We start from the raw sequence: 21,710 nt of genomic DNA on the forward strand, positions 1-21,710 counted from the left end.
TTCCTCTACTCCAAAACCATCATCGCCGTCGGCATCCCTTCGCCAGCGGCGGTGACAACCGATACTCGTGCGCGACCGTCTGCGCCCTGACCGCCGCCGAGCGAGGCCAGCGACGAAGCCGGACCGCCCGCCGAGAAGAACTCAGCCACCGGGATCCCCGCCGGCAAGCCGCCGTTCGGGTCCACGTAGATGCCTGCGCGGCCGGTGGCCAGCTGCACCAATCGTGAGCCGCGAATCGTACCGAGGTTGTCCAGCAGCTGGCCGTCGCCCGCGAGTCCGAAGCGTACGAAGCCCGCCGCATCCGGGCAAAACACGCCGTTCGCATCATAAGCGCGCGCTTCGACGTAGACCCGGCCATCGACTTGCTTCTCCGCCGTCAGCCTCAACTCCGAAGGCGTACCCCAAGCCTCTGTCTGGTACTCGAACGTCAGCTCGTCTTCGACCTGCACGCCGTCTTGCTCCGCCACCACCTTCACCTGATTGGCGCCAGGCTTCAGTGGAACATCCCAGCGCAGGCCGGCGGCCGGGAAGTTTTGCGAATCGCGCTGCTTCACGCCTTGGCTGACACCGTTCACGAACAGCTCCGCTTGCGCGCAGTTCGAGTACACCTTGATGCTCTTTCGCTCATCTTCCGCGCCCCAGCGTACCGGCATCGTATGCCCGTAAATCCGCGCCATCGGCTTCGTCGCCCAGTATGATTGGAAGACGTAATACGCGTCTTTGGGCGTAAAATCCCGCTCCACAATGCCCTTCATATTCAAATACGGAATCGGTGAATCCGGACGCACCGGTGTGGCAAAATCCTTAAACGCCCACTGCGCCGCCCCGGTCAGCCAATCCATCTGCTCTTGAGACTTCAAATACCAATCGATCATCTCACAAAAATAAGTCTCCGACCAGTCCCCATCACGGGACACACGCGGCTCGCCGCCGGTCAGCAGGTAGTCGCCGTCCCGCTCGTCCGTTTCGCCTTCACCGCGCGGAATGAATTCGAAGCCGGTAAACGTCTTCTCCACATGGCGGGTCGGCAGGTTGTCAGCACCCCACTCCATATGAAAGAACGAGCGCACATTCTCGAACGCGCTGCGGCTGCTGGACTCGTAATCCGTGTAAATCCCACGGTACCAGCCCGCCCAGATCGACGGCGAATACACATCAATGATGTCCTTGCAAAACTCGCAGCGGCGTATCGCCGTCAGACGGCTTGGGTCCAGGCGATGCGACAGGTCGTGCAGCTCCTTCATGAACCCGCGGATCGCTTCCTGGTCAAAATAGTCGAAGTCGCACTCCCAATCGTTCTCGTTGCCAAGACCCCATAGGATAACCGATGGATGGTTGTAATGCTGCTCGATCATCGCCGTCAGCATGTCGCGGCACTGCTGCCGGTACGACTCGCCCCCAAGACCGCCGCGGCACCATGGGATTTCCTCCCATACCAGGATGCCCAGCTCATCGCACAGCTCCAGTACGATCCGTGACTGCTGGTAATGGCCGAGGCGGATAAAATTCGCGCCCATGTCCTTGATCAGCTGCATCTCTTGCCGGAGCATGTCCTCCGTCATCGCCGGCCCGACACCGGCGTGATCCTCGTGGCGATGCGTTCCGCGCAGCAGAAGGCGCTCGCCGTTCAGCTTGAACGGGCCGTGATCAACGAATTCGAAGTAGCGCACGCCGAACCGCTCCTTTACCGCCGTCTCGCCATGGACGCTGACCAGCACCACCTCGCAGCCGTACAAGTACGGCTTGTCTGTCGACCACAGCTGCGGGCTCGGCAGTTCATACACCGCCAGCTCTTTTTCGCCCGGCCATGGCAGGCAGCTGAGCGTCGATTCCGCCACCACCGCGCCGTCGGCATCCGTCAGTCGGACGACCAGCTTGACGCTGTCACGCAGCACCTGCGGGTTGTACAGCTTCGCCTTGACCGTCACCTTGCAAGTGCCTTCGCCGCTGCCGTTCCCCGCTCCCAGCTTGGCCGTATCCGTGACTACGTGCACTTGCCCCAGCGACACCGCCGGCACGTACACCAGATTCAGGTACCGGTAAATCCCCCCATACAGGTTAAAATCGCTCGCATCCGACGGAATCGTCTCCAGCTCCCGGCTGTTGTCGCAGGCTACCGCTACCGGCACCAGGCCCTTGTACCGCTCGATCTGCGCCGCTTCAGCCGCCGCCTCGGTAATATCGACCGTGAACTCGTCGTAGCCGCCCAAGTGGGAGCCGACTTTATTCGTGTACACGTACACGTCCGTGCGCTGCCCTGCGCCTTCAAAATGCAGCAGAGTACGCCCATTCGGATATGGGTTATTTAGCGCCAGCTTCGTCCGGTACCAGCCCTGTCCTTGATAGTACTTGCCATCCGGGTCCATCACGTCGAGCCCATTGTAGGAGTGCGGCAGCTCCACTGCATGCCATGGCACATTGTAGTGATTGTTCAGCTTGTCCGCCCGCCATACCTCCCAAGGTCCTCCCAGACTGCCTGTATAGTGCTCCCATTTATCGTTTAACCGCTGCTTTAACAAGTTGTCGCGCCCCTTCCAGCCGATTGCGTATGAATTATGCCATGTTTATAGCATAACAAAAAAAACGCCCGGAAAGTTTGGCGCTCTTATGATAAAATGTTGTTACTCTACGGTCCATCCGAAAGGAGACTACCCTCGTGAAGCTGATGAACTATATGAATTTGAACCAGCATCCGGTCCAGCTTTCATTTTATAAAGACCGCACACATGAATTTGTCGAGGTTTTCCATGCCCATCAGGGAATGGAGCTGCTGTATGTCCATGAGGGCAGCGGCACGGCCATTGTAGAGCAACAAATTTTCGATCTCATGCCGGGCACCTTAATCTATTTTAAGCCCTTCCAGCTGCACCGCATTCGGATTAACGTCGGTCCGGAGCAGCCTTACATTCGCACGCTGTTCGTGTTCGAGCCGGCGGTGCTGGATGAGGCATTGGCGCCGTTTCCGTCGCTGCGGACCTTTTTCCAAACGCTGTGGAAGGACCCTCTCGCCCCGCAAATTCTGCACAGCCCCGCTCCCGACCAGACCGATGCGCTCCTGCGAAGCTACCTTCCTCGCCTGACACAAACGCAAACGCAGCCCAGCCTGCTGCTGGAGGAGCAGCTGCTGTTTTTGACCGCCTACCTGCATCATTGGAAGCACATCGGCTTCGCAGATGCGGGCAGTAAACGTCCGGCGGCGGCACGCAAAGCCTCCAGCACGGCGGAGAAGGTCATGGAATGGATCGAGGTGCATTATATGGAGCCGTTCGAGCTGGACCGGCTTGCGCACGAAGTGCATTTGTCGCCGAACCATGTGTCCGCCGTGTTCCGTCAGTCCGTGGGCAGCAGCATCACCGACTACTTGACCGCACGCCGCATCCGCCAAGCCTGCTGGCTGCTCAAAACCACCGATTTGTCCGTACAGGAGATTGGTCTGGCCGTTGGGCTCGGCAACTTCTCGTACTTCTGCCAGCTGTTCAAAAAACATGTCGGCATCACGCCCAACCGCTTTAAGCAGCAGCCTCAGTGAGACCAGTTAACGCGGGCTTCGTTATGCGCCGGTCTCCGTCTCCATTTCCGTCTGCTCCCTGCGCTGTCCCGAATACTTCCGGTATTCGCTGGGCGACAGACTCGTTTGCTTTTTAAACAGCCTGGAGAAGTAGTACAGCTCCATCCCCACCCGCTCCGCAATATCCGTCACCGACAGCGTGGACGAGGTCAACAGCTCCTTCGCTTTATCCATCCGTTTGCGGTTAATATAGGCGATCGGCGACAGGCCGAGCATCGTTTTGAAATACTGCATGAAATAGTTCGGGTGAAAATGCACCAGTCGAGCCAGCTCCTCCACTGTCATCTGCTCCTGCAAATGCTCCTCCATGTACTGCAGCACCGTATTGATTTTGGCCGCTTCCGAAGCTGTCGCCAGCCGTAGCTCTTGCCCCCGTTGATGCTCCTGCTCCAGAGAGGCTTCCATATAGTCCGAAACCATCTCCAGCAGCAGCGACTTGATGCGCAGCGGGGCGGTCAGCGTCGGGTTGTTGTACAGCTCGATGAGCGCTTGAAACTGCTTCTCCAGCGCCGCCTCATTCGCCACGTCGATGCAATGCGGGAGGTCGAACAGCTGGAACAAATTCACTTCCCCCACCGTCGCGGTAAAATGGCACCAATACTTGCCGAACGGATTCTCATTCTGCGGTCCCATGGACAGACGCACGCCTGCAGGGAGCAGCAGCAGCTGGCCGGGGCTCGGCTGATACAGCCGGTTGCGAACCCGGATCCATCCCTCGCCTTCACGGATAAAATAAAGCCGGTTCACATCCGTGACCGGAAAGTTGTATTTCCAGCTGGACGTTACTTTCGTATAGTGCGCCGTTTCGAGCGTAATTTGCGTATTTTCCAAATAACTGCGCATGATCTGCAGCTGCTGTCCTTCCACCGTACGCCCTCCTCATCAGTTAGCCAAAACCACCTTAGGATTGTGCAAATATCTGCTATTATCATACATCCTCAAAAACCCTTTTGCATACTAAAATTAGGTACAAGAAGACAGCAATCCTAATTTCAATTACATGGGGAGCGGCGATCCCGCTAACCTACGGGAGGATGAACGGCGGATGAGCGTTACACGCCAGCAAATTTTGATTCTACACCTGGCTCAGCCGGACCTGGAAACCAGGACGATCGCATGGGCCTTGTACGACGGCAGCAAATCCAAGGACGAGCTGCAAATGCAAACCGGAGATTCGATGGTTCCGCCGTACGACTCTGTCTTAGATGCCATGCGGGACGGCTGGAATGTGATTCAGCTTCCGACGATGCCGGTATTTTTGAGCGGTCATGAGTTTGAGCAGGGACATTTGCCTTACGAATATGTATTGGAAAGAAAGGTGACGGTCGAATGAGCGGTTCCGTAGAAAAGCAGCATCTTCTGACAGCGAAGCAGATGGCCGATTTTGCCGTAAACGGATATTTGGTCTTAAATGAAGTGGTGCCTCAGGAATACAACATCCGTGCCGAAAAAGAAATGCGCGAATTCAGCGGCAACGGCGGAAGCTATTGGAATGAATCCGGCGTGATCCAGGAGATTTTCAATCTGCCGCAGGTCAAAGGCGCGATGCAGAGCTTCGTAGGCACAAGCCCGGTGTACGATCATTCATTCCTGCACGTCGTTCGTGCGCAGCATCATAAGGGTCAGTTCTACCATGCCGATTCCATCATCGATACGCGTCCGTTCGGCTACGATATCCAGGCGTTCTACTTCTCGCACGATGCTCCGGATGAGATGGGCCCGACGCTCGTGCTCCCCGGCTCCCACATGCGCAAGGTGAGCAACGGCAGCATCGCCCGCTACAAAAACATTCTCGGCCAGCGCCGCCTCGTCTCCAAAGCCGGAACGATCGCGTTCCTGCATCATGCCATTTGGCACTGCGCGCAGCCGAACTTCACGGACTTGACGCGCTACGTGTTCAAGCTGCGGATGCGCCCGGGCCAAGAGCAGCGCGCGCTGTTCAACACGGAGGGCTACAATAGTCCGGAAATTCAAAATTACGTGTACAAAGCCGGCCATCACGCCTGGGCAGGCGACGAAGGCCGTGTGAATCAGGTGCAGATTGCAAAGTTCTGGCGCTACTTGACCGGCGATAACCGCGTGGACGCTTCTTTCGAGGGCAGCTTGACGCGCATGGGATTATAATGAAAAAGGCCGCGATCGCAGCAGGTTGAACCTTGCGATCGTGGCCTTTTCTTTTTCATCCTGTTCGTTTCCCGGTTTTTCTCATTTTTTTGGCAAAGAATATAAATAGCGCAATGAGCCCGCCCGTTATAATGGATATCCATCCAAACTGGGCTAAATAATGACTAATAACGTCAATGGACTGACCGAAATACTTCCCTGTCATAAAAAGAGCCAAGCTCCAAACCAATCCAGTGGAATAAGAGAATAAGGCATATTTTGAAAATGACATTTTATTCGATCCTACAATGTAGGGAATGACGTGGCGGACAACCGGTAAAAAGTAACTAAGCATCAACGAGAAAGCCCCATAACGCTCAATAAGAGTATGTGCTCTTTCTATATACTTTCCCATTTTTTTCTTTTTCATCAGATAATTTAGAGCTGGTGAACCTATGGCTCTTCCTATGCAGTACCCGATGGTCAGTCCTGATGCTACACCTAAATAAGTAACTACAAAGGCTGGTAGTGGTTTTAATATTCCTAATGAAGTAACAAAGCCGCCACTCATGACAACCACCTCATCAGGTATTGGCATTCCAACAATACCGAGCCACAAAAAGAAAAACAAAGCCGCATATCCATAGTGCTCAATTCCATTTAGCAGCATTTCCAAATGCACCCTATTGTACCTCCTGCTGTTTTAACATACTCTTCATTTATAGCGAATATTGAGCACCTAATTCAAACAATCGTATCCAACTTACCGCAGTCTACGTTCTTAAACATTTTTTTGGCAAGAAAATTCGAACTAGGGGTTCATGTGAATATCATCGCCTACAAAGATTAAAAATCCCCTAGGAAATTCTGAATCAAACCTTAATTCGTTGTACCAATAAAGAAACCAAAAGAAAAAACCACGGAGGAACCGCTACATATGACGACAGGCAGCCGCTGGTTTCAACAGCACTACGACCGGCTGATGGCCCCTCTGGAGCGCCGGCGCTTCGGGCAAATTCGGGCCGAGCTGCTCTCCCATGCGCACGGTGAGGTGCTGGAGATCGGCGCCGGGACCGGGATCAATTTCCCGCTGTACCGCGACTCGAATGTGGTGCAGGTCACGGCCATCGAGCCGTCGGAGCGGATGCGGGAGCAGGCCCGCCCCCGGGCGCAGCAAGCAAGAGTGCCCGTCACGCTGATCGAGGGATCGGCTGAGCAGCTGCCTTGGGAGGCCGGCACGTTCGACACCATCGTCGGCACCCTGGTGCTGTGCACGATCCCCGACCCGGCGCAGGCGGTGCGCGAAATGCTGCGCGTCGGCCGTCCCGGCGGCACGCTGCTGCTCTTCGAGCATGTTCGGCTCGAGCACCCCTTCTGGGGTCGGCTGCAGGACGTGCTGACGCCCTTGTGGTCTAAGGCGTGCGACGGCTGCCAGCTCAACCGCAACACCGTGCAGCTGCTTCGTGCGGAGGGTGGGTTCGAGCCGCTGCGGATCGAGCGCCATCTTGGCGGCGTTTTTCTCGCCCTCGAAGCCGAGATCCCCCTGCTGAAGCAGTCATGAGAACAACGGCCCGCTCATACACTACCCATGAACCTCACTCTAATATCATGGGAGGCATGTCCGATGTCTTTTTTTGATAAAATGAAGCAAGGCGCGTCCGAGGCCGCCAAAAAAGCGCAGCAAACCGTCGAGATTTCGAAGCTTCGCTTGCAGGTGGCCGCAAAGGAAAAGGATATTGAGAAGGAATACACGTTGATCGGCGAGGCGATCTATAAGGGCTATGCAGCGGGGGATTGGAAAAAGCAAGAGCAGGACGTGAGTGCCCACTGCGGGCAGATCGATCAGCTGAAGGCTGACATTCAGGCGCTGGAGCTGAAGGTGCAGGAAGCGAAGAATGAGAAAATATGCCGCTGCGGCAAAGTGCTCGCCCGCGAGGTGAAATTTTGTCCGGCGTGCGGCAACCGCTTCGCCGACCCTCCCCCCGCCGAGGCGCCGGCAGCCGGGGTTCTTCAGACGATCTGCGCCTTGTGCCAGACCCCGAACGATGTCGGCGCCAAATTTTGTGCGAATTGCGGCACGACGATGCAGCATGACTCCTGACCAAGTGTATTCTTCAATCAAATGAGACCGAGCGGCTGAACCTGATTCCAGCCTGCTCGGTCTTTTTGTTCTCTTCCCTTAACTGGTTCGGACAAGCCATTCCCTGCAAATTTTGTCATAACATAATAAACCTTGGAGAATACTATCCTACGCTGAGCAATTGCACACTTAACGGCAGGGAGAGACTCGCCATGGAAATAAGATCATTCGGCCGAGCGCCCTCCTACTCCAGCGGCCAGTCGGAATCACGGCTCGGCAAGGCGCTGGCGATGGACGGAAGGCGCAGCCGGGTACATATCGCCACCAAGACCCACGACCGGACGCGCGACGGCTCGCTTCGGCTGCTGGAGGAGAGCCTGAAGCGGCTGCAGACCGATCACATAGAAGAGTGGCGGCTGCACAATGTGGCTACGATGGACGAGCTGGACCGCATTTTCGCCAAAGGCGGCGCGATGGAGGCGCTGCTGGAAGCCAAAGAGCAGGGCCTCGTGAAGCACCTGAGCATCAGCGGGCATACGAATCCGCGCGTGCAGCTGGAGGCCATTGAGCGTTACCCGTTCGACAGCGTGCTCGTGGCGTTGTCCGCGCCGGACGCCTTGATTTACAGCTTCGAGCACGAATTTCTGCCCGTGGCCACCCAGAAGGGCATCGCGGTCATCGGCATGAAGGTGCTCGCTTTGGGCAAGCTGGGCCACACCTATGAGCAGGCGCTTCGCTATACCTGGTCCCTGCCCGTATCCACGACGATTATCGGGATGGAGACGATGGAGCAGCTGGAACGGAACCTGGCCGCTTTTGAACGGTTCAAGCCTTTAACGGACATTGAGCGCCTGGGCTTGCTGAAGGAGCTTGCCCCGCTGGTGGAGCCGAACGTGCTGCGCTGGAAAGCGACCGCTTGGGATTCCGGCGTCTGGGTGGAACGAACCGTATAAACGACTTAAGAAGAACTGGAGGATGAAACAAGATGAAAAAGTGGATATCCGTTTGTATGATAGGCCTTCTTGTATTTGCGCTCGCGCTGAGCGGGTGCGGTAAGAAAACGACGCCGAATACCGGCAATCAGGCGGCGGGCGGCGGGACGACGACCGGAGGCGGCACGCAGGCAGGCGCCAAGTTCAATATCGGGATGATCACGGACGTCGGCGGCATCAACGACAACTCCTTTAACCAAAGCGCATGGGCAGGGCTGCAAAAGCTTGAGAAGGACACCGGCGCCAAAGTGAAGTATTTGCAAAGCAAGAGTGATTCGGAATATTTGCCGAACCTGAACCAAATGGTCAAAGGGAACTTCAATCTGACCTGGGGGATCGGTTTTACGATTGGTGATGCCTTGAAAACGGTCGCGTCGCAAAACCCGAACGCGAAGCTCGCGATCATTGATAACGTGGTAGAAGGTGCGAATGTATCCTCGATTACGTTTGCCGAAAATGAGGGCTCTTATCTCGTCGGCGTCGTGGCCGGTCTGATGACGAAAACGAACAAAATCGGCTTCGTCGGCGGGATCGACATCCCCGTCATCAAGCGCTTTGAAGCGGGCTTCAAAGCGGGCATCTCCGCTGTGAATCCGAACGCTAAGCTGACGATCAACTATACCGGTGCGTTCGATAAGCCGGACCTCGGCAAGGCGGCGGCGGCCACTATTTATAACGATGGCGCGGACATCATTTTCCATGCATCGGGCGCCACGGGTAACGGAGTGTTTAATGAAGCGAAAGACCGTGTGAAGAGCGGCAACAAGGTTTGGGTCATCGGCGTTGACCAAGACCAGTCTAAAATGTTCGGCGACGACGTCACGCTGACCTCGATGATGAAGCGTGTTGACCTAGCGGTGTATCGCATTTCGAACGATCTGATCAACGGCAAGTTCGAAGGCGGCAAGACGACTGTGCTCGGCCTCAAGGATGATGGCGTTGGGCTCCCTGATACTTCCTCCAAGAACGTCCCTGCGGATATCCTCAAGAAGGTCGACGAGTATAAACAAAAAATCGTCAAAGGCGAAATTCAGGTTCCAGACAAATGAGCATCAAGGTGGAAATGCGCGGCATTACGAAGCGGTTTCCCGGAATTGTGGCCAACGACGGAATCAGCCTGACGCTGATGCAGGGGGAAATTCTAGCCCTGCTCGGCGAGAATGGCGCTGGGAAATCCACGCTGATGAACATCCTCTTCGGCCTGTATCAGCCGGATGAGGGCGAGATTCATGTGAACGGCAAGCGGGTCGAAATTTCGAATCCGGGCACGGCGATTCAGCTCGGCCTTGGCATGGTGCACCAGCACTTTAAGCTCGTCCAGCCGTTTACGGTGACGGAAAATATTATTTTGGGCATGGAGCCAAGGCAAGGGCTCCGCGTGAATTTTCGCCAAGCAGAGCAGCAGGTGGCGGACATTTCCAACCGCTATGGCCTTAAGGTGGATCCGCGCGCGCGGATTGAGGATATCTCTGTGGGAATGCAGCAGCGCGTTGAAATTTTGAAAACCTTATACCGCGGCGCCGAGATTCTGATCTTCGACGAACCTACAGCGGTGCTGACTCCACAGGAGATCACCGAGCTGATCGAGATTATGCGCAAGCTGGTGGCGGAAGGGAAATCGATTATTTTGATTACCCATAAGCTGAAGGAAATTATGGCGATTGCCAACCGCGTCACCGTCATTCGCCGGGGCAAAGTGATCGATACACTCACGGTCAAAGATACCAACCCGGACGAGCTCGCCGAGAAGATGGTCGGCCGCGAGGTCTCGTTTCGCCTGGACAAGGCACCTGCTAAGCCGGGCAAGCCGGTGCTCACCGTCAGCGATGTGACCGCGCGCGGAGCGAACGGCGTGCCGGTGCTGAGCGACGTCTCCCTCGAGGTGCGCGGCGGCGAGATCCTGGGCCTGGCAGGCGTCGACGGCAACGGCCAGAGCGAGCTGATCGAGGCGCTCACCGGCCTGCGCGGCGTCGACAGCGGACGCATCCTGCTGAACGGGGATGACATCGCCGGAGCCTCGCCTAGGCGCATCGCCGAGAGCGGCCTGGCGCATATTCCCGAGGACCGCCATAAGCGCGGTCTCGTGCTGGACTTCTCGATGAGCGAGAACATGGTGCTCAAATCGTATTACACCTCCGCTTATAATCGCGGGGGCTTTCTTGATTACGAAGCGATCGACAAGCAGGCTCAGCGGCTGATCGCAGAGTTTGACGTGCGGACGCCGGGCACGCACACACCGGCGCGCGCGCTGTCGGGGGGCAATCAGCAGAAGGGGATCATCGCCCGCGAGGTCGATCAAAACCCCGAGCTGCTGATTGCCGCCCAGCCTACGCGGGGACTGGACGTCGGCGCCATCGAATTTATTCATAAGCGGCTGCTCGACCAGCGCGATAAGGGCAAGGCGGTGCTGCTCGTCTCGCTCGAGCTGGATGAAATCCTGCAGCTCTCCGACCGCATCGTCGTCATCTGCGGGGGCCGGATTACCGGCGAGGTAGACCCGGCGCAGACGACGGACCGGGAGCTCGGCCTCTTGATGTCCGGCACCACCGCAGCCGACGGACGAGCCGGGTCTAGCAAGTCAACCACCGGAGGTGAACCGCATGGCTAAAGCCATTCGCATCATGAGCGCCGATTCCGCGCTGGTGCCGCTCGTCGCCATCGTCCTCGGCCTCCTCGTCGGCGCGCTTATTATGCTGGCCGGCGGATATAACCCGCTGACCGCTTATGCCTCGCTGGTCGAGAAGGTCGTCGGCGACTCGTACAATTTCGGCGAAACGATCCGCGAAATCACGCCGCTCGTGCTCACCGGCTTGTCCGTCGCCTTCGCTTTTCGCACCGGCCTGTTCAATATCGGCGGCGAAGGCCAGTTCGTGATGGGCGCGACCGGCGCCAGCATCATCGGCATCAAGCTGAACCTGCCGATGTGGATTCATGCACCGCTGGCCATTATTGTCGGAGCACTGCTCGGCGGCTGCTGGGGCGCAATCGCCGGCTACTTGAAGGCGCGCCGCGGCGTGAATGAGGTCATCACGACCATCATGCTGAACTGGATCGCTTTGTTTCTGGCTAATTACATTGTGGGCCACTTCCTGCTCCAGCCGGGGCAGCAGCGCTCGTATGTCATTCACGACACGGCGTCCATCAGCTTGAGTGCGATCAGCGCGATGTTCGGCAACGCCCGCCTGCATTGGGGCATCCTGTTCGCGCCGTTGGCAGCTATCGTGTTCTACATCCTGCTCTGGAAAACCAGGCAGGGCTTCGAGCTCCGCGCCGTCGGACACAGTCCGTCAGCCGCCGAATATGCCGGTATGAGCGTCGGCAGCAATGTCGTGAAGGCGATGTTTATCGGCGGCGTCTTCTCCGGGCTGGCTGGCGTGACGGAGGTGCTCGGCGTCTTCCATTATCAAGTGATTGCCGCTGAGCCCCCTGGCTACGGCTTCGACGGCATTGCGGTGTCGCTCCTCGGCGGCAACCATCCGTTTGGGGTCGTGCTGGCCGCGATCCTGTTCGGCGCACTCTCGTACGGCTCCGCCGGAATGAGCTTCGGCGCAGATGTGCCGCCGGAGATCGTCCGCGTCATCATCGGCATGGTGATCTTTTTCGTCGCCTCGCACGGCATTATCCGCTGGATTTTAAAGCCGCTGCTGGCAGGACGCAAATCGCGGGAGGTGACTTAAACCGCTATGGATGTTCTCCGGATCTTGGGTGAGCTTATTCATACTACGCTGGTATTTTCAACGGCTTTAATTTTCGCAGCCATGGGCGGCATTTTTTCCGAACGGTCCGGTGTGGTCAATATTGGCCTGGAAGGTCTGATGACATCGGGAGCCTTCGCCTCCGCCGTCGCCGCCCTGTATGCGGAGCAAGCCGATCTGGGGGGCCTGTCGCCTTGGATCGGCCTCATTGCCGCGCTGATCTTCGGTGTGCTCATATCCATCATTCACGCCGTAGCCTCCATCACCTTCAAAGCGGATCAGGTGGTCAGCGGGGTCGTCATCAACTTTTTGGCAGCAGGGCTGACGGTTTACTTGGTTAAAATCCTGTTTACCGGCTCCGGACAAACGGAAACGCTGAATGAAGTGTTTCATAATTTCGCGATCCCTGGCCTGTCGTCTATTCCGCTGCTCGGGTATGCCTTCTTTTCCGCCTATCCGACCACCTACATCGCCCTGCTGCTGGTGCTGCTGTCCTGGTTCGTGCTGTTCAAAACTCCGTTCGGCCTGCGCCTGCGGTCGGTCGGCGAGCATCCAGGCGCAGCCGATACGCTGGGCGTCGGCGTCAAACGTCTTCGTTACACTGCGGTGCTGATCAGCGGAGCGCTGGCAGGACTTGGAGGAGCGACCATTACGCTGACGACGACGAGCAACTTTTCGCATAACACGATTTCCGGTCAAGGGTTTATCGCCCTGGCCGCGATGATTTTCGGCAAATGGAATCCGGCCGGGGCGCTTGGCGCCGCCATCTTCTTCGGCTTCGCGCAAGCGCTCAAAAACTTCATACAGCTGTTCGACTTCTCGAAGAATATTCCGATGGAGTTTCTGTACATGCTGCCGTACATTCTGACCATTCTCGTGCTGGCCGGCGCCGTCGGACGCGCTTATCCGCCTGCCTCGCTCGGCGAGCCATATGATCCAAGCAAGCGGTAGCTGCTGTATGAACAACGAAAAAAGCCGTACACCCGAAGGTGTCGGCTTTTTGTGCTCTTATCGCTTCACAGCCTCAGCCCATGCCGAGCGCTGCTGCTCTCTGGACTTCAGCACCTGCTTCAACCAGGCCAGCAGCGGCTTTTCCACCACCCGGTAAAAGGCCAGCGACAGCGCCACCGAAATGAGATAGCATAGGATGATCGTTCCCGCGGCTCCAAGACCATTCGGCAGATGAATGGCCCGTGCCAGCTTCATCGTAATGGACAGCATCGCCAGGCTTGTCAGCAAAATGGAGTACGACGCATTGCCACAGGCAACCAGCGACTTCAGAATTCGGCTCCCCGCGTTCCTCCAATTGGTGATGCCGATCAAAATGAGCACCGAGCCGATCGTATGGAGCAAATCCACGTGCAGGTTCGTCTCCGTCATCCGCGTAATCCAAAGCATCGGATACACCAAAGCGCCCGCCAAAATCCAGACCAAGCTGCCGCCTGGAATCCTTTTCCTCTGGGCCCAATAAGCCACGAACATGCCCGCAAAGAACTCCAAATGAACTTCGCTAAACAAAAACTGAATGAGTACATTGTCCTTGAGCGCAATTAATCCACACGCATGCAGCACGATAATCGTAAACCAGGAGGAAAAAATCGCGGCCGCTGCCCCTTCCCGCAGCAGGAAAAACAGCGCAAACGCCAAGTAAAAAAAGACCACATAGCTGAGCGACCATGCTACCGGCAGGACCGGAGCATTCGCCTGCGGCCAGAGCAGCAGCGACTCCGTAATGACGGAAAACCGCCGTTCATACCCTACGCCAAACGAAGGGAAAACAAAATACACCGGAACCATGACCGCCATCAGCAGCCAATACAACGGATAAATCCGCATAAACCGCTTCAGCAAAAATGGACCCGCAGCCTCCGGACGCCCGAATCGCTCATGGTACAGTGTGTACATCAAATACCCGGTCAGCACAAAAAAGAACGTATAGGCGCCGGATTTGCCCATTTCACTGACACCTAGAAAGTTGTAATGAAAATATTTATCGCCCATTTGCGACGTGTGAAACAGCATGACCAATAAGACGGCTACGCCTCTAGCCGCCTGAATTGGCGCAAAATTCAACTTCGGGTTCATATCTCCTCCGCGTTGCTCTCTCTCTCTTTGTTTGTATTATGGCAGAGAAAAATGACAATAGCATGAAGCTAACCTGAAAGCCAGCTTAAAAACAGCTTAACTTTACAGCACCACCGGCTTGCCTCCGAACGCCGGCGCTGCCTGTGCCGTCGGCGGCGAGGCCGCTGGGCGCTGGGGCTGCGGCTCCGCAGGCGCTGCAAACACGGGCGCCGCCACCGGCTCCGGCTGCTGCAATGGAGCGGCCGGCTGCGCCTGCTTCGCACCCTGCTGCTGCTCCATCTGGCTCGCGCCTTGGAACACGGCTCCCTCGTCGATCACGAACGAGGCCGCCGCCACATTGCCGAACAGCTGCCCCTTCGAGGTGATGCGAAGCTTTCCTTTGGCCGTTACGTTGCCGTGGACGACTCCGGCAATAACCACATCGCGTCCCGCAATGTGTGACTTTACCTTGCCCTGCTCACCAACAGTTACATCGCCTTCGCACCGGATATCTCCGGTCAGCTGCCCTTCGATGCGCACCCCTGCGGCGGATTGAATTCTCCCTTCAAAAACCGTGCCCTCGCCGATGAGTGTATCCATCGCTTTCGGGTTCACTTTTTTTCCTTTAAACATGATTACATCCCCTTCCCTTGCTGCGTGTTCTGGCTCTGTTATTTTAAGTATCCCCGCGGATCGATGCTCTGCCCCTGCTTCAGCACCTCGTAGTGCAGATGAGGGCCTGTACTTCTGCCGGTCGTGCCGACCAGGCCGATGAAGTCACCTTTTTGTACCTTGTCGCCCTTGGAAACTAAAATTTTGTTCAAATGCATATACCACGTGCGAATGCCGCCGGTATGATCTACCAGGATATTGTTGCCCCGGCTGTCGTCATAGCCCGTCGCTACAACCACACCGTCCGCCGTCACTCTGACCTTGGCATTGAGCTGCTCTGCAATATCCAGCCCCGAATGGAAGCTGAGCAGATTGTTGATCGGATCTCTGCGGTAGCCCCATGGCGAGGTGATGGACCGCGAATCTACCGGCCAAATCGACGGTGTGGCACGCAGCTTTTGCTGCTTCTGCAGCACTTCCTCCCGCGTGGACGTCAGATTCGACTGCAGCTCGCTCATTTGCTGGGTCAATCCGGCGAACTGCGCCGATGTGTCCTCAGACAGCTTGAGAATATCCTCCGCGGTAGCCGGAATCATCACTCCGCCTTGCCCGGTCCCGCTAGAGGTGACCAGCTGCGAGCTTGGCGCGGCCAAGGCCGTTGCTTTTCCCGCCTCTCCGCCGGTCATCGAGCGCAGATCCTCTTCCAGCTTCTGGACCGCTTCCATCTTCGTCTTCACATCCTTGGCCTGCTCCGACAGCCGCATGACCTCGCCTTGCAGCTGTTCAATTGCAGCATCCTTGCCTGCGAGCGTCACATCTTTATCCGCCAGTGCCTGGTCAAGCTGCTTCATCTTGCCGTTCAGGTCGGCTTGCAGCTGCGCATTCGCATGTGCGCGTTGATGCTGCTGCCCGAACCACAACCCGCCCCAGGCCATAAGCCCGACGAGCACGGCCCCTGCCGCATAAAATACAACTGGAGAAAGCCGCACCTGCATGACCGAGCGATGGGCATTATCCGGTACGATGACAAAGGTTAGCTTCTTCATACCCCATTCGAATTTCTTGAATTTCATAGTAACTCCTCAGTCACTGGATTAATTTCCCTCGATTTCATCTGACATTTTATTCTCCGTTCACCCCCAAAAACCTTCCGATTTTGTCGAAGTATATAAAATTGGGCCTATAGTAGGAGAGGAATCGGTCAAAAAAACTCGAATTTAATAGGTAAAACGTGTCATTTTTTGGCGATTGCAAGGAGGATCATGATGATGAGGCTCGCTGGCCTTGATTTAGGAAACGACAGCATCAAGCTGGTATACGAAGGTTCGCAGGAAGCGGTGGTGGTGCCCAACATCGTTACACCGGGGTATGAACGGCATATTTTGCAAGAAGAGGATGCGCCTTCTAAAGCGCTGGACGTGACGGTCTACAGCCCAAGTTTGACGCAGAACAACCGGCGCTGGTTTGTCGGGCAGCTGGCCACGGAATTGGAGGACAATACCGAGCTGGAGGACACGGATAACAAGGCGCTGTCGGATCAATCGCTGATCGTCGCGATTACCGCGCTGGCGTTCACCGGGCTGACAAACCCTGCTTATAGCAGCTCCTCCTCCTATTCTCAGGCGGACGAAGTGGAATTCGTTATCGGTACGGGCTTGCCTGTTCGCACGTTTGCCAAATTCCGCGAGGTGTTCGAGCAGCGGCTGGTCGGCGATCACGAGGTCACCTTCCACTCCACGCCTCAGCTGAAGGGTCGTAAGGTCCGGGTTCGTATTCGTAAGGCTGTCGTCTCCATCGAAGGCGCAGCAGCGATTTTCAACCTAGCGACACATGACAACCTGCAGGTTCGCGACGAAGAAATTTACAGCGGCATCATCGGGGTTTGCGAGATCGGTGCGCTGACAACGGACTTGCCGGTCATTCGGCGCATGGCCATCGACAATCACTTCAGCTACGGCGAGCAAATGGGACTAGCGAACTATTTGGATCCGATTTTGCGCGAGGTGGAGGATCAGTTCGGCTACTCGTTCCCAAGCCGTGCGAAGCTGGCTCAGCGTATTAAGCAACGCGACTTTGTCATTCAGCGGATTGGAGAAGGCCAGGCGAACATCAAGCCTATCGTGGACCTGTACTTCACTCGCGCGGCCCAGCGGGTCGTCGATCTGATCAAGAAGCGGTGGAAAAAGTGCCCGGACATCCAATGCTTCTATGTCATCGGCGGCGGTGCGGCAGCGCTCAAGCCGTATCTGATCGAGGCGGCAGGCCCGATCAAGCTGCGCTTCGTGTCCGATAGCGAGCTGCAGAATGTGCTCGGCTACCTCAAGGTCGCCAAAAGCCGCATGAATCAAGGGGCGTTTGCGGAGATCACGCAATAAACGAACAAAACCGTCAGAAGGATGGCTTGCCATTCCGCTGACGGTTTTTTGATTCATATTTGATTCCTTATCCGTTCTATAAGATCCGTCTCACTTCCACTAGCCGGCGGATCCACCGTTGCTTGCCCGACTCGATCGCAGAAGCTGTGGCAGCATTCTGATGCTCCTTGCTAAGCCGCTGAAGCACGATCAAATTTTTAATGCCAATATAGGTGGCCATAGGCGTCATAATAACCCCAATCAACACCGAGGCTAACAGCTTAATGAGCCTCGAACGCGCGAAGGGATGAATCCCGTCGTACTCATCTGACGGAGCGAGGGAGCGCCACATGTCGATGAGCCGCCAGCCGATGGGCACGCCGCCGGCCATGTAGGCGAGCCACAGCGACAGCCAAACAGTGCTGTCCTGCATTAGCAGCTGGGCGATCACAAACACGCCTGTGGACGAAAACAACGAGATGAAAAAGGTCGTCCGCAGCCGCCTGGCGTAGCTGGTGCTTTGCAATAGAAAGCACTGCTCGCACAGCGAAGCGGAAAACCGCTCTACACAGTCGTCGCAAAGCTTTTTGCCGCAGCAATGGCAGGTGACGGACGATGGTTTATGCAGGTGTACATGACATGTCATAGCGTTCGCGTCCCTCCACTCCGTGGCTTGTTTTCTAAATTTAATTTTATCATAGTTGCCGCAACACAAGAGTTACAAATTGAACGAATTCCCCTACGGAGCCCTAAAAAATTTGAAAAGCACAACCGAATCCGTTTCCGCGGACGATTGTGCTTGGGTTTGGATGGATCTAATAGGATAGGCTAATTCGACTCAGCCACTTACCACTCCGTGACCGTCCCGTCGGCATTACGCCAAACCGGATTGCGCCAGCGGTGGCCGATCGCCGCCATCTCCCGAACCTTTTCCTCGTTGATCTCGATGCCCAGACCCGGTGCCTTCAAGCGTCTCACGTAGCCGTCTTCATAATCGAACAACGCCGGGTCCGCCAAGTAATCGAGCAGGTCGGAGCCTTGATTGTAATGGATGCCGAGGCTCTGCTCCTGGATGAACGCGTTCGGCGTGCAAAAATCGAGCTGCAGCGACGCTGCCAGCGCAATCGGTCCGAGCGGACAATGGGGCGCCACCGCCACATCGAAGGCTTCCGCCATGGCCGCGATTTTGCGCACCTCCCAGATGCCGCCGGCGTGACTGAGGTCCGGCTGGATGATATCCACGCCGCCTTGCGTCAGCAGGCGCTTGAAATCCCAGCGCGTATACATCCGCTCGCCCGTCGCAATCGGCACGCTGCAGCCCTTCGTGATCTCGGGAATGACTTCGTTGTTTTCCGGCAGCACCGGCTCCTCGATAAACATCGGCTTGAACGGCTCCATCTCCTTGATGAGCACCTTGGCCATCGTCTTGTGGACACGCCCGTGAAAATCAACGCCGATACCCTTGTCCCAGCCGATCGCCTCGCGAACCGCTGCCAGCCGTTCCACGGCCTCTTGCACCTTGAGCGGAGAGTCGACCCACTCCATCTCGGCAGTGCCGTTCATCTTAATCGCCGTGTAGCCGGACGCGATCTTCTCCCGCGCCGCTTCGGCCACATCCGACGGCTTGTCGCCGCCAATCCAAGCGTAGACGCGCATCTTGTCGCGCACAGGGCCGCCAAGCAGATCATACACCGGCACGCCAAGCCGCTTGCCCTTAATATCCCACAGCGCCTGCTCGATACCGGAAACGGCGCTCGTCAGAATCGGGCCGCCACGGTAAAAGCCTCCGCGATACAGCACCTGCCACAGATCCTCAATATGCCCTGCATCCTTGCCGATCAGAAAATCGCTCATCTCCTCCACCGCCGCGCGGACAGTGTCGGCTTTCCCTTCCACGATCGGCTCGCCCCAGCCGACAAAGCCATCATCGGTCGTGACTTTCAGAAACAGCCAGCGTGGTGGAACTTGAAACAGCTCCATCGATTTGATCTTCATACGAAAACGTCTCCCCTCAAAGTTAGGAATGAATGTGGATCATATAAAAGCATGGCAGCCGATTAGCCGCCGTTGCGAAACTCCTGCAGCATGTCCTCCAGATGCAGCTTCATCAGCGACCTCGCCTGCGTCGGATTGCGCTGGCTGATGGCTTGCGCGATCAAGAAGTGATAGGAGGCCGCCTTCTCGTCCATCCCGGGCCACTTCATGGAGCGCCTCCGGCTGTCCGTCAGCAAATCGCTGATCCTATCCAGCATGTGGAACATGATGTGATTGTGCGACGCCTGGGCGATCAATTCATGAAACCGCAGGTCCTCTTTGAAAAAGTCCTGCTTCCTGGGACTGTTGACAAACGGCACTTCACCTCTTGGTGATACAATATATGGAATTAAAAACGCTGATGATCCACTATATATTGTAGTGAATCATCAGCATTTTATTTAGCTAAGGACTTTGTCAACAGTCCCTTCCTCGCGACCTTCCGCTGCATCGTTTCTGCCGTGCGGACAATCTCCTCCGCCTCGGCTGGGGTCGCCTTCTCTGCCGCCAGCGCAGCCAACTCCGGCTCGATGATCAGCCGGGCCTCCGTCAGCTGCAGCATCGTCGCCCGCTCCAGAAAGTCCAGCCCGCCGGTTCCCGTAGCCGAGCCCACATCGCTGGCAAGCTGTTGCTCCACATAGGTGCCTCGCCCCTGCTCGATGCGCAGGATCTTTTGCTTGCCGAGAATGCGCACGGCCTCGCGAACGGACGAAATGCCGACGCCCAGCTCCGCCGAAAGCTGCTCAAGCGGAGGAAGCTGCTGTCCGGGGAGCCAGGCACCCGCTTCGATCTTTCGTTTAATTTCATCGTAAACGGTTTCATAAGTCAGCTTCTTGGCCATCGAACAACCGTCTCCCACTTTAATTCATCTGATGTTTCTTATTTTATTCCACATTCATCAGATGATCAAGAGAAAAATGGATTCATGCTATACATCGGCAAGCTGTGCCTCAAATACGAGGGCAAGGCGTTTGCCTCCTTTTTCGAGGAAGAGATGGTGTTCAAGCTCAGCGGCGCGCCGCACGCGAACGCACTTCAGCTCGCAGGAGCGCAGCTATTTGACCCGTCGGGGAAAAAGCGGCCGATGAAGGACTGGGTGCAGGTGCCCTACGCCCACGTTGAGTCGTGGATGGACTACGCCGAAGCTGCGCTCAACCAGCTCCGAGAAGCCGGCGCATAAAAATAGCGGAATACCGTTCCGTTATTTCCTGAACCTTATACGTTCCAAGGTAGCGTCAAGAAGTTTGTGTAAGCAGTCTTTGGTAAAAACAAAGTAGAGTATTCAAAGCTTAGTTTTTAGAATATTCAAACATGAGTAAGTAACTTCACTTAGAGGTCCTCCAAAGGCTTTATATGGAGGGGTGGGCATGATAGGCTCAATGGCCTGGCGATACGAGTTTACGAGGTATCGCCCCTTCGCCAGTCATCATGCCCACAGAGGCTCCATGTCAAGCCGGCTCAGAAGTTCCGTATCGCTTCACAAACATCTGCTTCAACTTTTCCTTGGTTTCAGAGTCGCTGAACCCTCTGATCGAGCGGCAGCTCCACGTTTCGTTGTAATCCAGTGCTTCGAGGTAAACAATCTTTTCTGCCGCTTCAATGTTAGGTAGGCTGTTCATGGGCCGCAGACGTTTTCGTAACTCCTTGTTGGTTCGTTCAATTGCATTTGATGTGTAAATGGCAGGCCGAATCAATGGAGGATACTTGTAGTACGTCAGTAGTGTAGGAAGCTGGTCTTCCCAAGATTTAAGCTCCTTGGGGTACCGTTTGCTCCACTTCTCTTTTACCGTATCGAATGCTGCCCTAGCTAAGTCTCCATCTAACGCGGTATAGATGGTTTTCAGGTCATCCAAAAACTCGGTTTTATCTTGTACGCGAATTTTGGGCATGGTGCTACGGACTTTATGCACTACACAATGCTGTACATCCGCTTTGGGGTACACGTCTCGAAAAGCATCCTCTAGCCCTGGAAGCCCATCAAACACACCCAGCAATACTTCCTGTAGACCGCGGCGATACAAGTCTTGGAGGATCTCTCTCCAGCCGTTAGAGCTTTCTTGGCCGCCGATGTAAAAACCAAGAATTTCTCGGTGCCCTTGCTCGTTGATGCCCATCACCAGATAGATGACTTCGCTATCTACGGTGTTTCTTCTGAGTTTAATGTACAGTCCATCCAGGTAGAGAACCGAGTAGCGTTTCTCGAGAGGG

The 21,710-nt window shown here is 56.1% G+C and carries 23 protein-coding genes; 12 read left to right on the plus strand and 11 right to left on the minus strand.

All coding sequences use genetic code 11. The annotated features are described in order from the left end of the window. Positions 1-5 precede the first annotated feature (5 nt). Complete coding sequence (locus FPZ49_RS17720; RefSeq protein WP_144849377.1) at positions 6-2,519, minus strand: glycoside hydrolase family 2 TIM barrel-domain containing protein; 2,514 nt, start codon at positions 2,517-2,519, stop codon at positions 6-8. Positions 2,520-2,665: 146 nt separating this feature from the next. On the opposite strand from FPZ49_RS17720, the gene FPZ49_RS17725 reads away from it, so the two are divergent. After that, complete coding sequence (locus FPZ49_RS17725; RefSeq protein ID WP_144849430.1) at positions 2,666-3,529, plus strand: AraC family transcriptional regulator; 864 nt, start codon at positions 2,666-2,668, stop codon at positions 3,527-3,529. Between the two features lie 21 nt (positions 3,530-3,550). Here the strand turns inward: FPZ49_RS17725 and FPZ49_RS17730 are convergent, their stop codons facing one another. Then, on the minus strand, positions 3,551-4,435 hold the full coding sequence (locus tag FPZ49_RS17730) for a helix-turn-helix domain-containing protein (protein WP_144849379.1): 885 nt from the start codon (positions 4,433-4,435) through the stop codon (positions 3,551-3,553). A 178-nt stretch (positions 4,436-4,613) separates the two neighbouring features. Here FPZ49_RS17730 and FPZ49_RS17735 point away from each other — a divergent pair, with 178 nt between their 5' ends. Both FPZ49_RS17735 and FPZ49_RS17740 read left to right on the plus strand, forming a co-directional pair. Beyond that, complete coding sequence (locus FPZ49_RS17735; protein ID WP_144849381.1) at positions 4,614-4,901, plus strand: hypothetical protein; 288 nt, start codon at positions 4,614-4,616, stop codon at positions 4,899-4,901. After that, positions 4,898-5,692, plus strand: a complete 795-nt coding sequence (locus FPZ49_RS17740; protein ID WP_144849383.1) for a phytanoyl-CoA dioxygenase family protein — start codon at positions 4,898-4,900, stop codon at positions 5,690-5,692. The genes FPZ49_RS17735 and FPZ49_RS17740 overlap by 4 nt, the downstream gene beginning before the upstream one ends. Before the next feature lie 55 nt (positions 5,693-5,747). Here the strand turns inward: FPZ49_RS17740 and FPZ49_RS17745 are convergent, their stop codons facing one another. Next, positions 5,748-6,353, minus strand: coding sequence for a DedA family protein (locus FPZ49_RS17745; protein WP_144849385.1), 606 nt, complete (start codon positions 6,351-6,353; stop codon positions 5,748-5,750). A 255-nt stretch (positions 6,354-6,608) separates the two neighbouring features. Here FPZ49_RS17745 and FPZ49_RS17750 point away from each other — a divergent pair, with 255 nt between their 5' ends. The 7 genes from FPZ49_RS17750 to FPZ49_RS17780 all read left to right on the plus strand — a co-directional run bounded on the left by FPZ49_RS17750 (position 6,609) and on the right by FPZ49_RS17780 (position 13,389). Next, on the plus strand, positions 6,609-7,232 hold the full coding sequence (locus FPZ49_RS17750) for a class I SAM-dependent methyltransferase (protein WP_144849387.1): 624 nt from the start codon (positions 6,609-6,611) through the stop codon (positions 7,230-7,232). Between the two features lie 63 nt (positions 7,233-7,295). Continuing rightward, entirely contained in the window at positions 7,296-7,772 is a 477-nt protein-coding gene (locus FPZ49_RS17755; RefSeq protein WP_186445888.1) for a zinc ribbon domain-containing protein, read from the plus strand. A gap of 191 nt (positions 7,773-7,963) precedes the next feature. After that, positions 7,964-8,704 (plus strand): aldo/keto reductase, encoded by a 741-nt coding sequence (locus tag FPZ49_RS17760; RefSeq protein ID WP_144849391.1) that lies wholly within the window; start codon positions 7,964-7,966, stop codon positions 8,702-8,704. A 32-nt stretch (positions 8,705-8,736) separates the two neighbouring features. Then, positions 8,737-9,792 carry a BMP family lipoprotein gene (locus FPZ49_RS17765; protein ID WP_144849393.1) on the plus strand — a complete coding sequence of 352 codons (1,056 nt, stop codon included), beginning with the start codon at positions 8,737-8,739 and terminating at the stop codon, positions 9,790-9,792. After that, positions 9,789-11,351 (plus strand): ABC transporter ATP-binding protein, encoded by a 1,563-nt coding sequence (locus tag FPZ49_RS17770; RefSeq protein WP_144849396.1) that lies wholly within the window; start codon positions 9,789-9,791, stop codon positions 11,349-11,351. The genes FPZ49_RS17765 and FPZ49_RS17770 overlap by 4 nt, the downstream gene beginning before the upstream one ends. Beyond that, positions 11,344-12,420, plus strand: coding sequence for an ABC transporter permease (locus FPZ49_RS17775; RefSeq protein WP_144849398.1), 1,077 nt, complete (start codon positions 11,344-11,346; stop codon positions 12,418-12,420). The genes FPZ49_RS17770 and FPZ49_RS17775 overlap by 8 nt, the downstream gene beginning before the upstream one ends. A 6-nt stretch (positions 12,421-12,426) precedes the next feature. Next, entirely contained in the window at positions 12,427-13,389 is a 963-nt protein-coding gene (locus FPZ49_RS17780; protein ID WP_144849400.1) for an ABC transporter permease, read from the plus strand. Between the two features lie 57 nt (positions 13,390-13,446). On the opposite strand, the gene FPZ49_RS17785 is transcribed toward FPZ49_RS17780, so the two are convergent. The 3 genes from FPZ49_RS17785 to FPZ49_RS17795 form a co-directional block, all read right to left on the minus strand. Beyond that, positions 13,447-14,523, minus strand: a complete 1,077-nt coding sequence (locus tag FPZ49_RS17785; RefSeq protein ID WP_144849402.1) for an acyltransferase family protein — start codon at positions 14,521-14,523, stop codon at positions 13,447-13,449. A gap of 102 nt (positions 14,524-14,625) precedes the next feature. After that, positions 14,626-15,135: a bactofilin family protein gene (locus FPZ49_RS17790; protein WP_222429923.1), complete on the minus strand. Its 510-nt coding sequence runs from the start codon at positions 15,133-15,135 to the stop codon at positions 14,626-14,628. A 38-nt stretch (positions 15,136-15,173) separates the two neighbouring features. Further along, a complete protein-coding gene (locus FPZ49_RS17795) occupies positions 15,174-16,187 on the minus strand; it encodes a M23 family metallopeptidase (protein WP_144849404.1) in 1,014 nt (337 codons plus the stop codon). 192 nt (positions 16,188-16,379) lie between these two features. Here FPZ49_RS17795 and FPZ49_RS17800 point away from each other — a divergent pair, with 192 nt between their 5' ends. Further along, a complete protein-coding gene (locus FPZ49_RS17800) occupies positions 16,380-17,489 on the plus strand; it encodes a ParM/StbA family protein (protein ID WP_144849432.1) in 1,110 nt (369 codons plus the stop codon). A 76-nt stretch (positions 17,490-17,565) separates the two neighbouring features. Here the strand turns inward: FPZ49_RS17800 and FPZ49_RS17805 are convergent, their stop codons facing one another. From FPZ49_RS17805 to FPZ49_RS17820, 4 genes are all read right to left on the minus strand, one after another. Next, positions 17,566-18,114 (minus strand): hypothetical protein, encoded by a 549-nt coding sequence (locus FPZ49_RS17805; protein ID WP_144849406.1) that lies wholly within the window; start codon positions 18,112-18,114, stop codon positions 17,566-17,568. A gap of 200 nt (positions 18,115-18,314) precedes the next feature. Next, positions 18,315-19,463, minus strand: coding sequence for a galactonate dehydratase (gene dgoD / locus FPZ49_RS17810; protein ID WP_144849408.1), 1,149 nt, complete (start codon positions 19,461-19,463; stop codon positions 18,315-18,317). Positions 19,464-19,525: 62 nt separating this feature from the next. Beyond that, a complete protein-coding gene (locus FPZ49_RS17815; RefSeq protein ID WP_261381467.1) occupies positions 19,526-19,822 on the minus strand; it encodes a FadR/GntR family transcriptional regulator in 297 nt (98 codons plus the stop codon). A gap of 77 nt (positions 19,823-19,899) precedes the next feature. Continuing rightward, positions 19,900-20,343: a FadR/GntR family transcriptional regulator gene (locus FPZ49_RS17820; RefSeq protein ID WP_144849412.1), complete on the minus strand. Its 444-nt coding sequence runs from the start codon at positions 20,341-20,343 to the stop codon at positions 19,900-19,902. Between the two features lie 84 nt (positions 20,344-20,427). On the opposite strand from FPZ49_RS17820, the gene FPZ49_RS17825 reads away from it, so the two are divergent. Beyond that, a complete protein-coding gene (locus FPZ49_RS17825) occupies positions 20,428-20,682 on the plus strand; it encodes a hypothetical protein (RefSeq protein WP_144849413.1) in 255 nt (84 codons plus the stop codon). 268 nt (positions 20,683-20,950) lie between these two features. Here the strand turns inward: FPZ49_RS17825 and FPZ49_RS17830 are convergent. Beyond that, positions 20,951-21,710 (minus strand): IS256 family transposase (locus FPZ49_RS17830; RefSeq protein ID WP_144849415.1); only part of this gene is annotated, 760 nt, incomplete at its 5' end.

It is taken from the genome of Paenibacillus cremeus, from assembly GCF_007786445.1.
Taxonomy (GTDB): domain Bacteria; phylum Bacillota; class Bacilli; order Paenibacillales; family NBRC-103111; genus Paenibacillus_G; species Paenibacillus_G cremeus.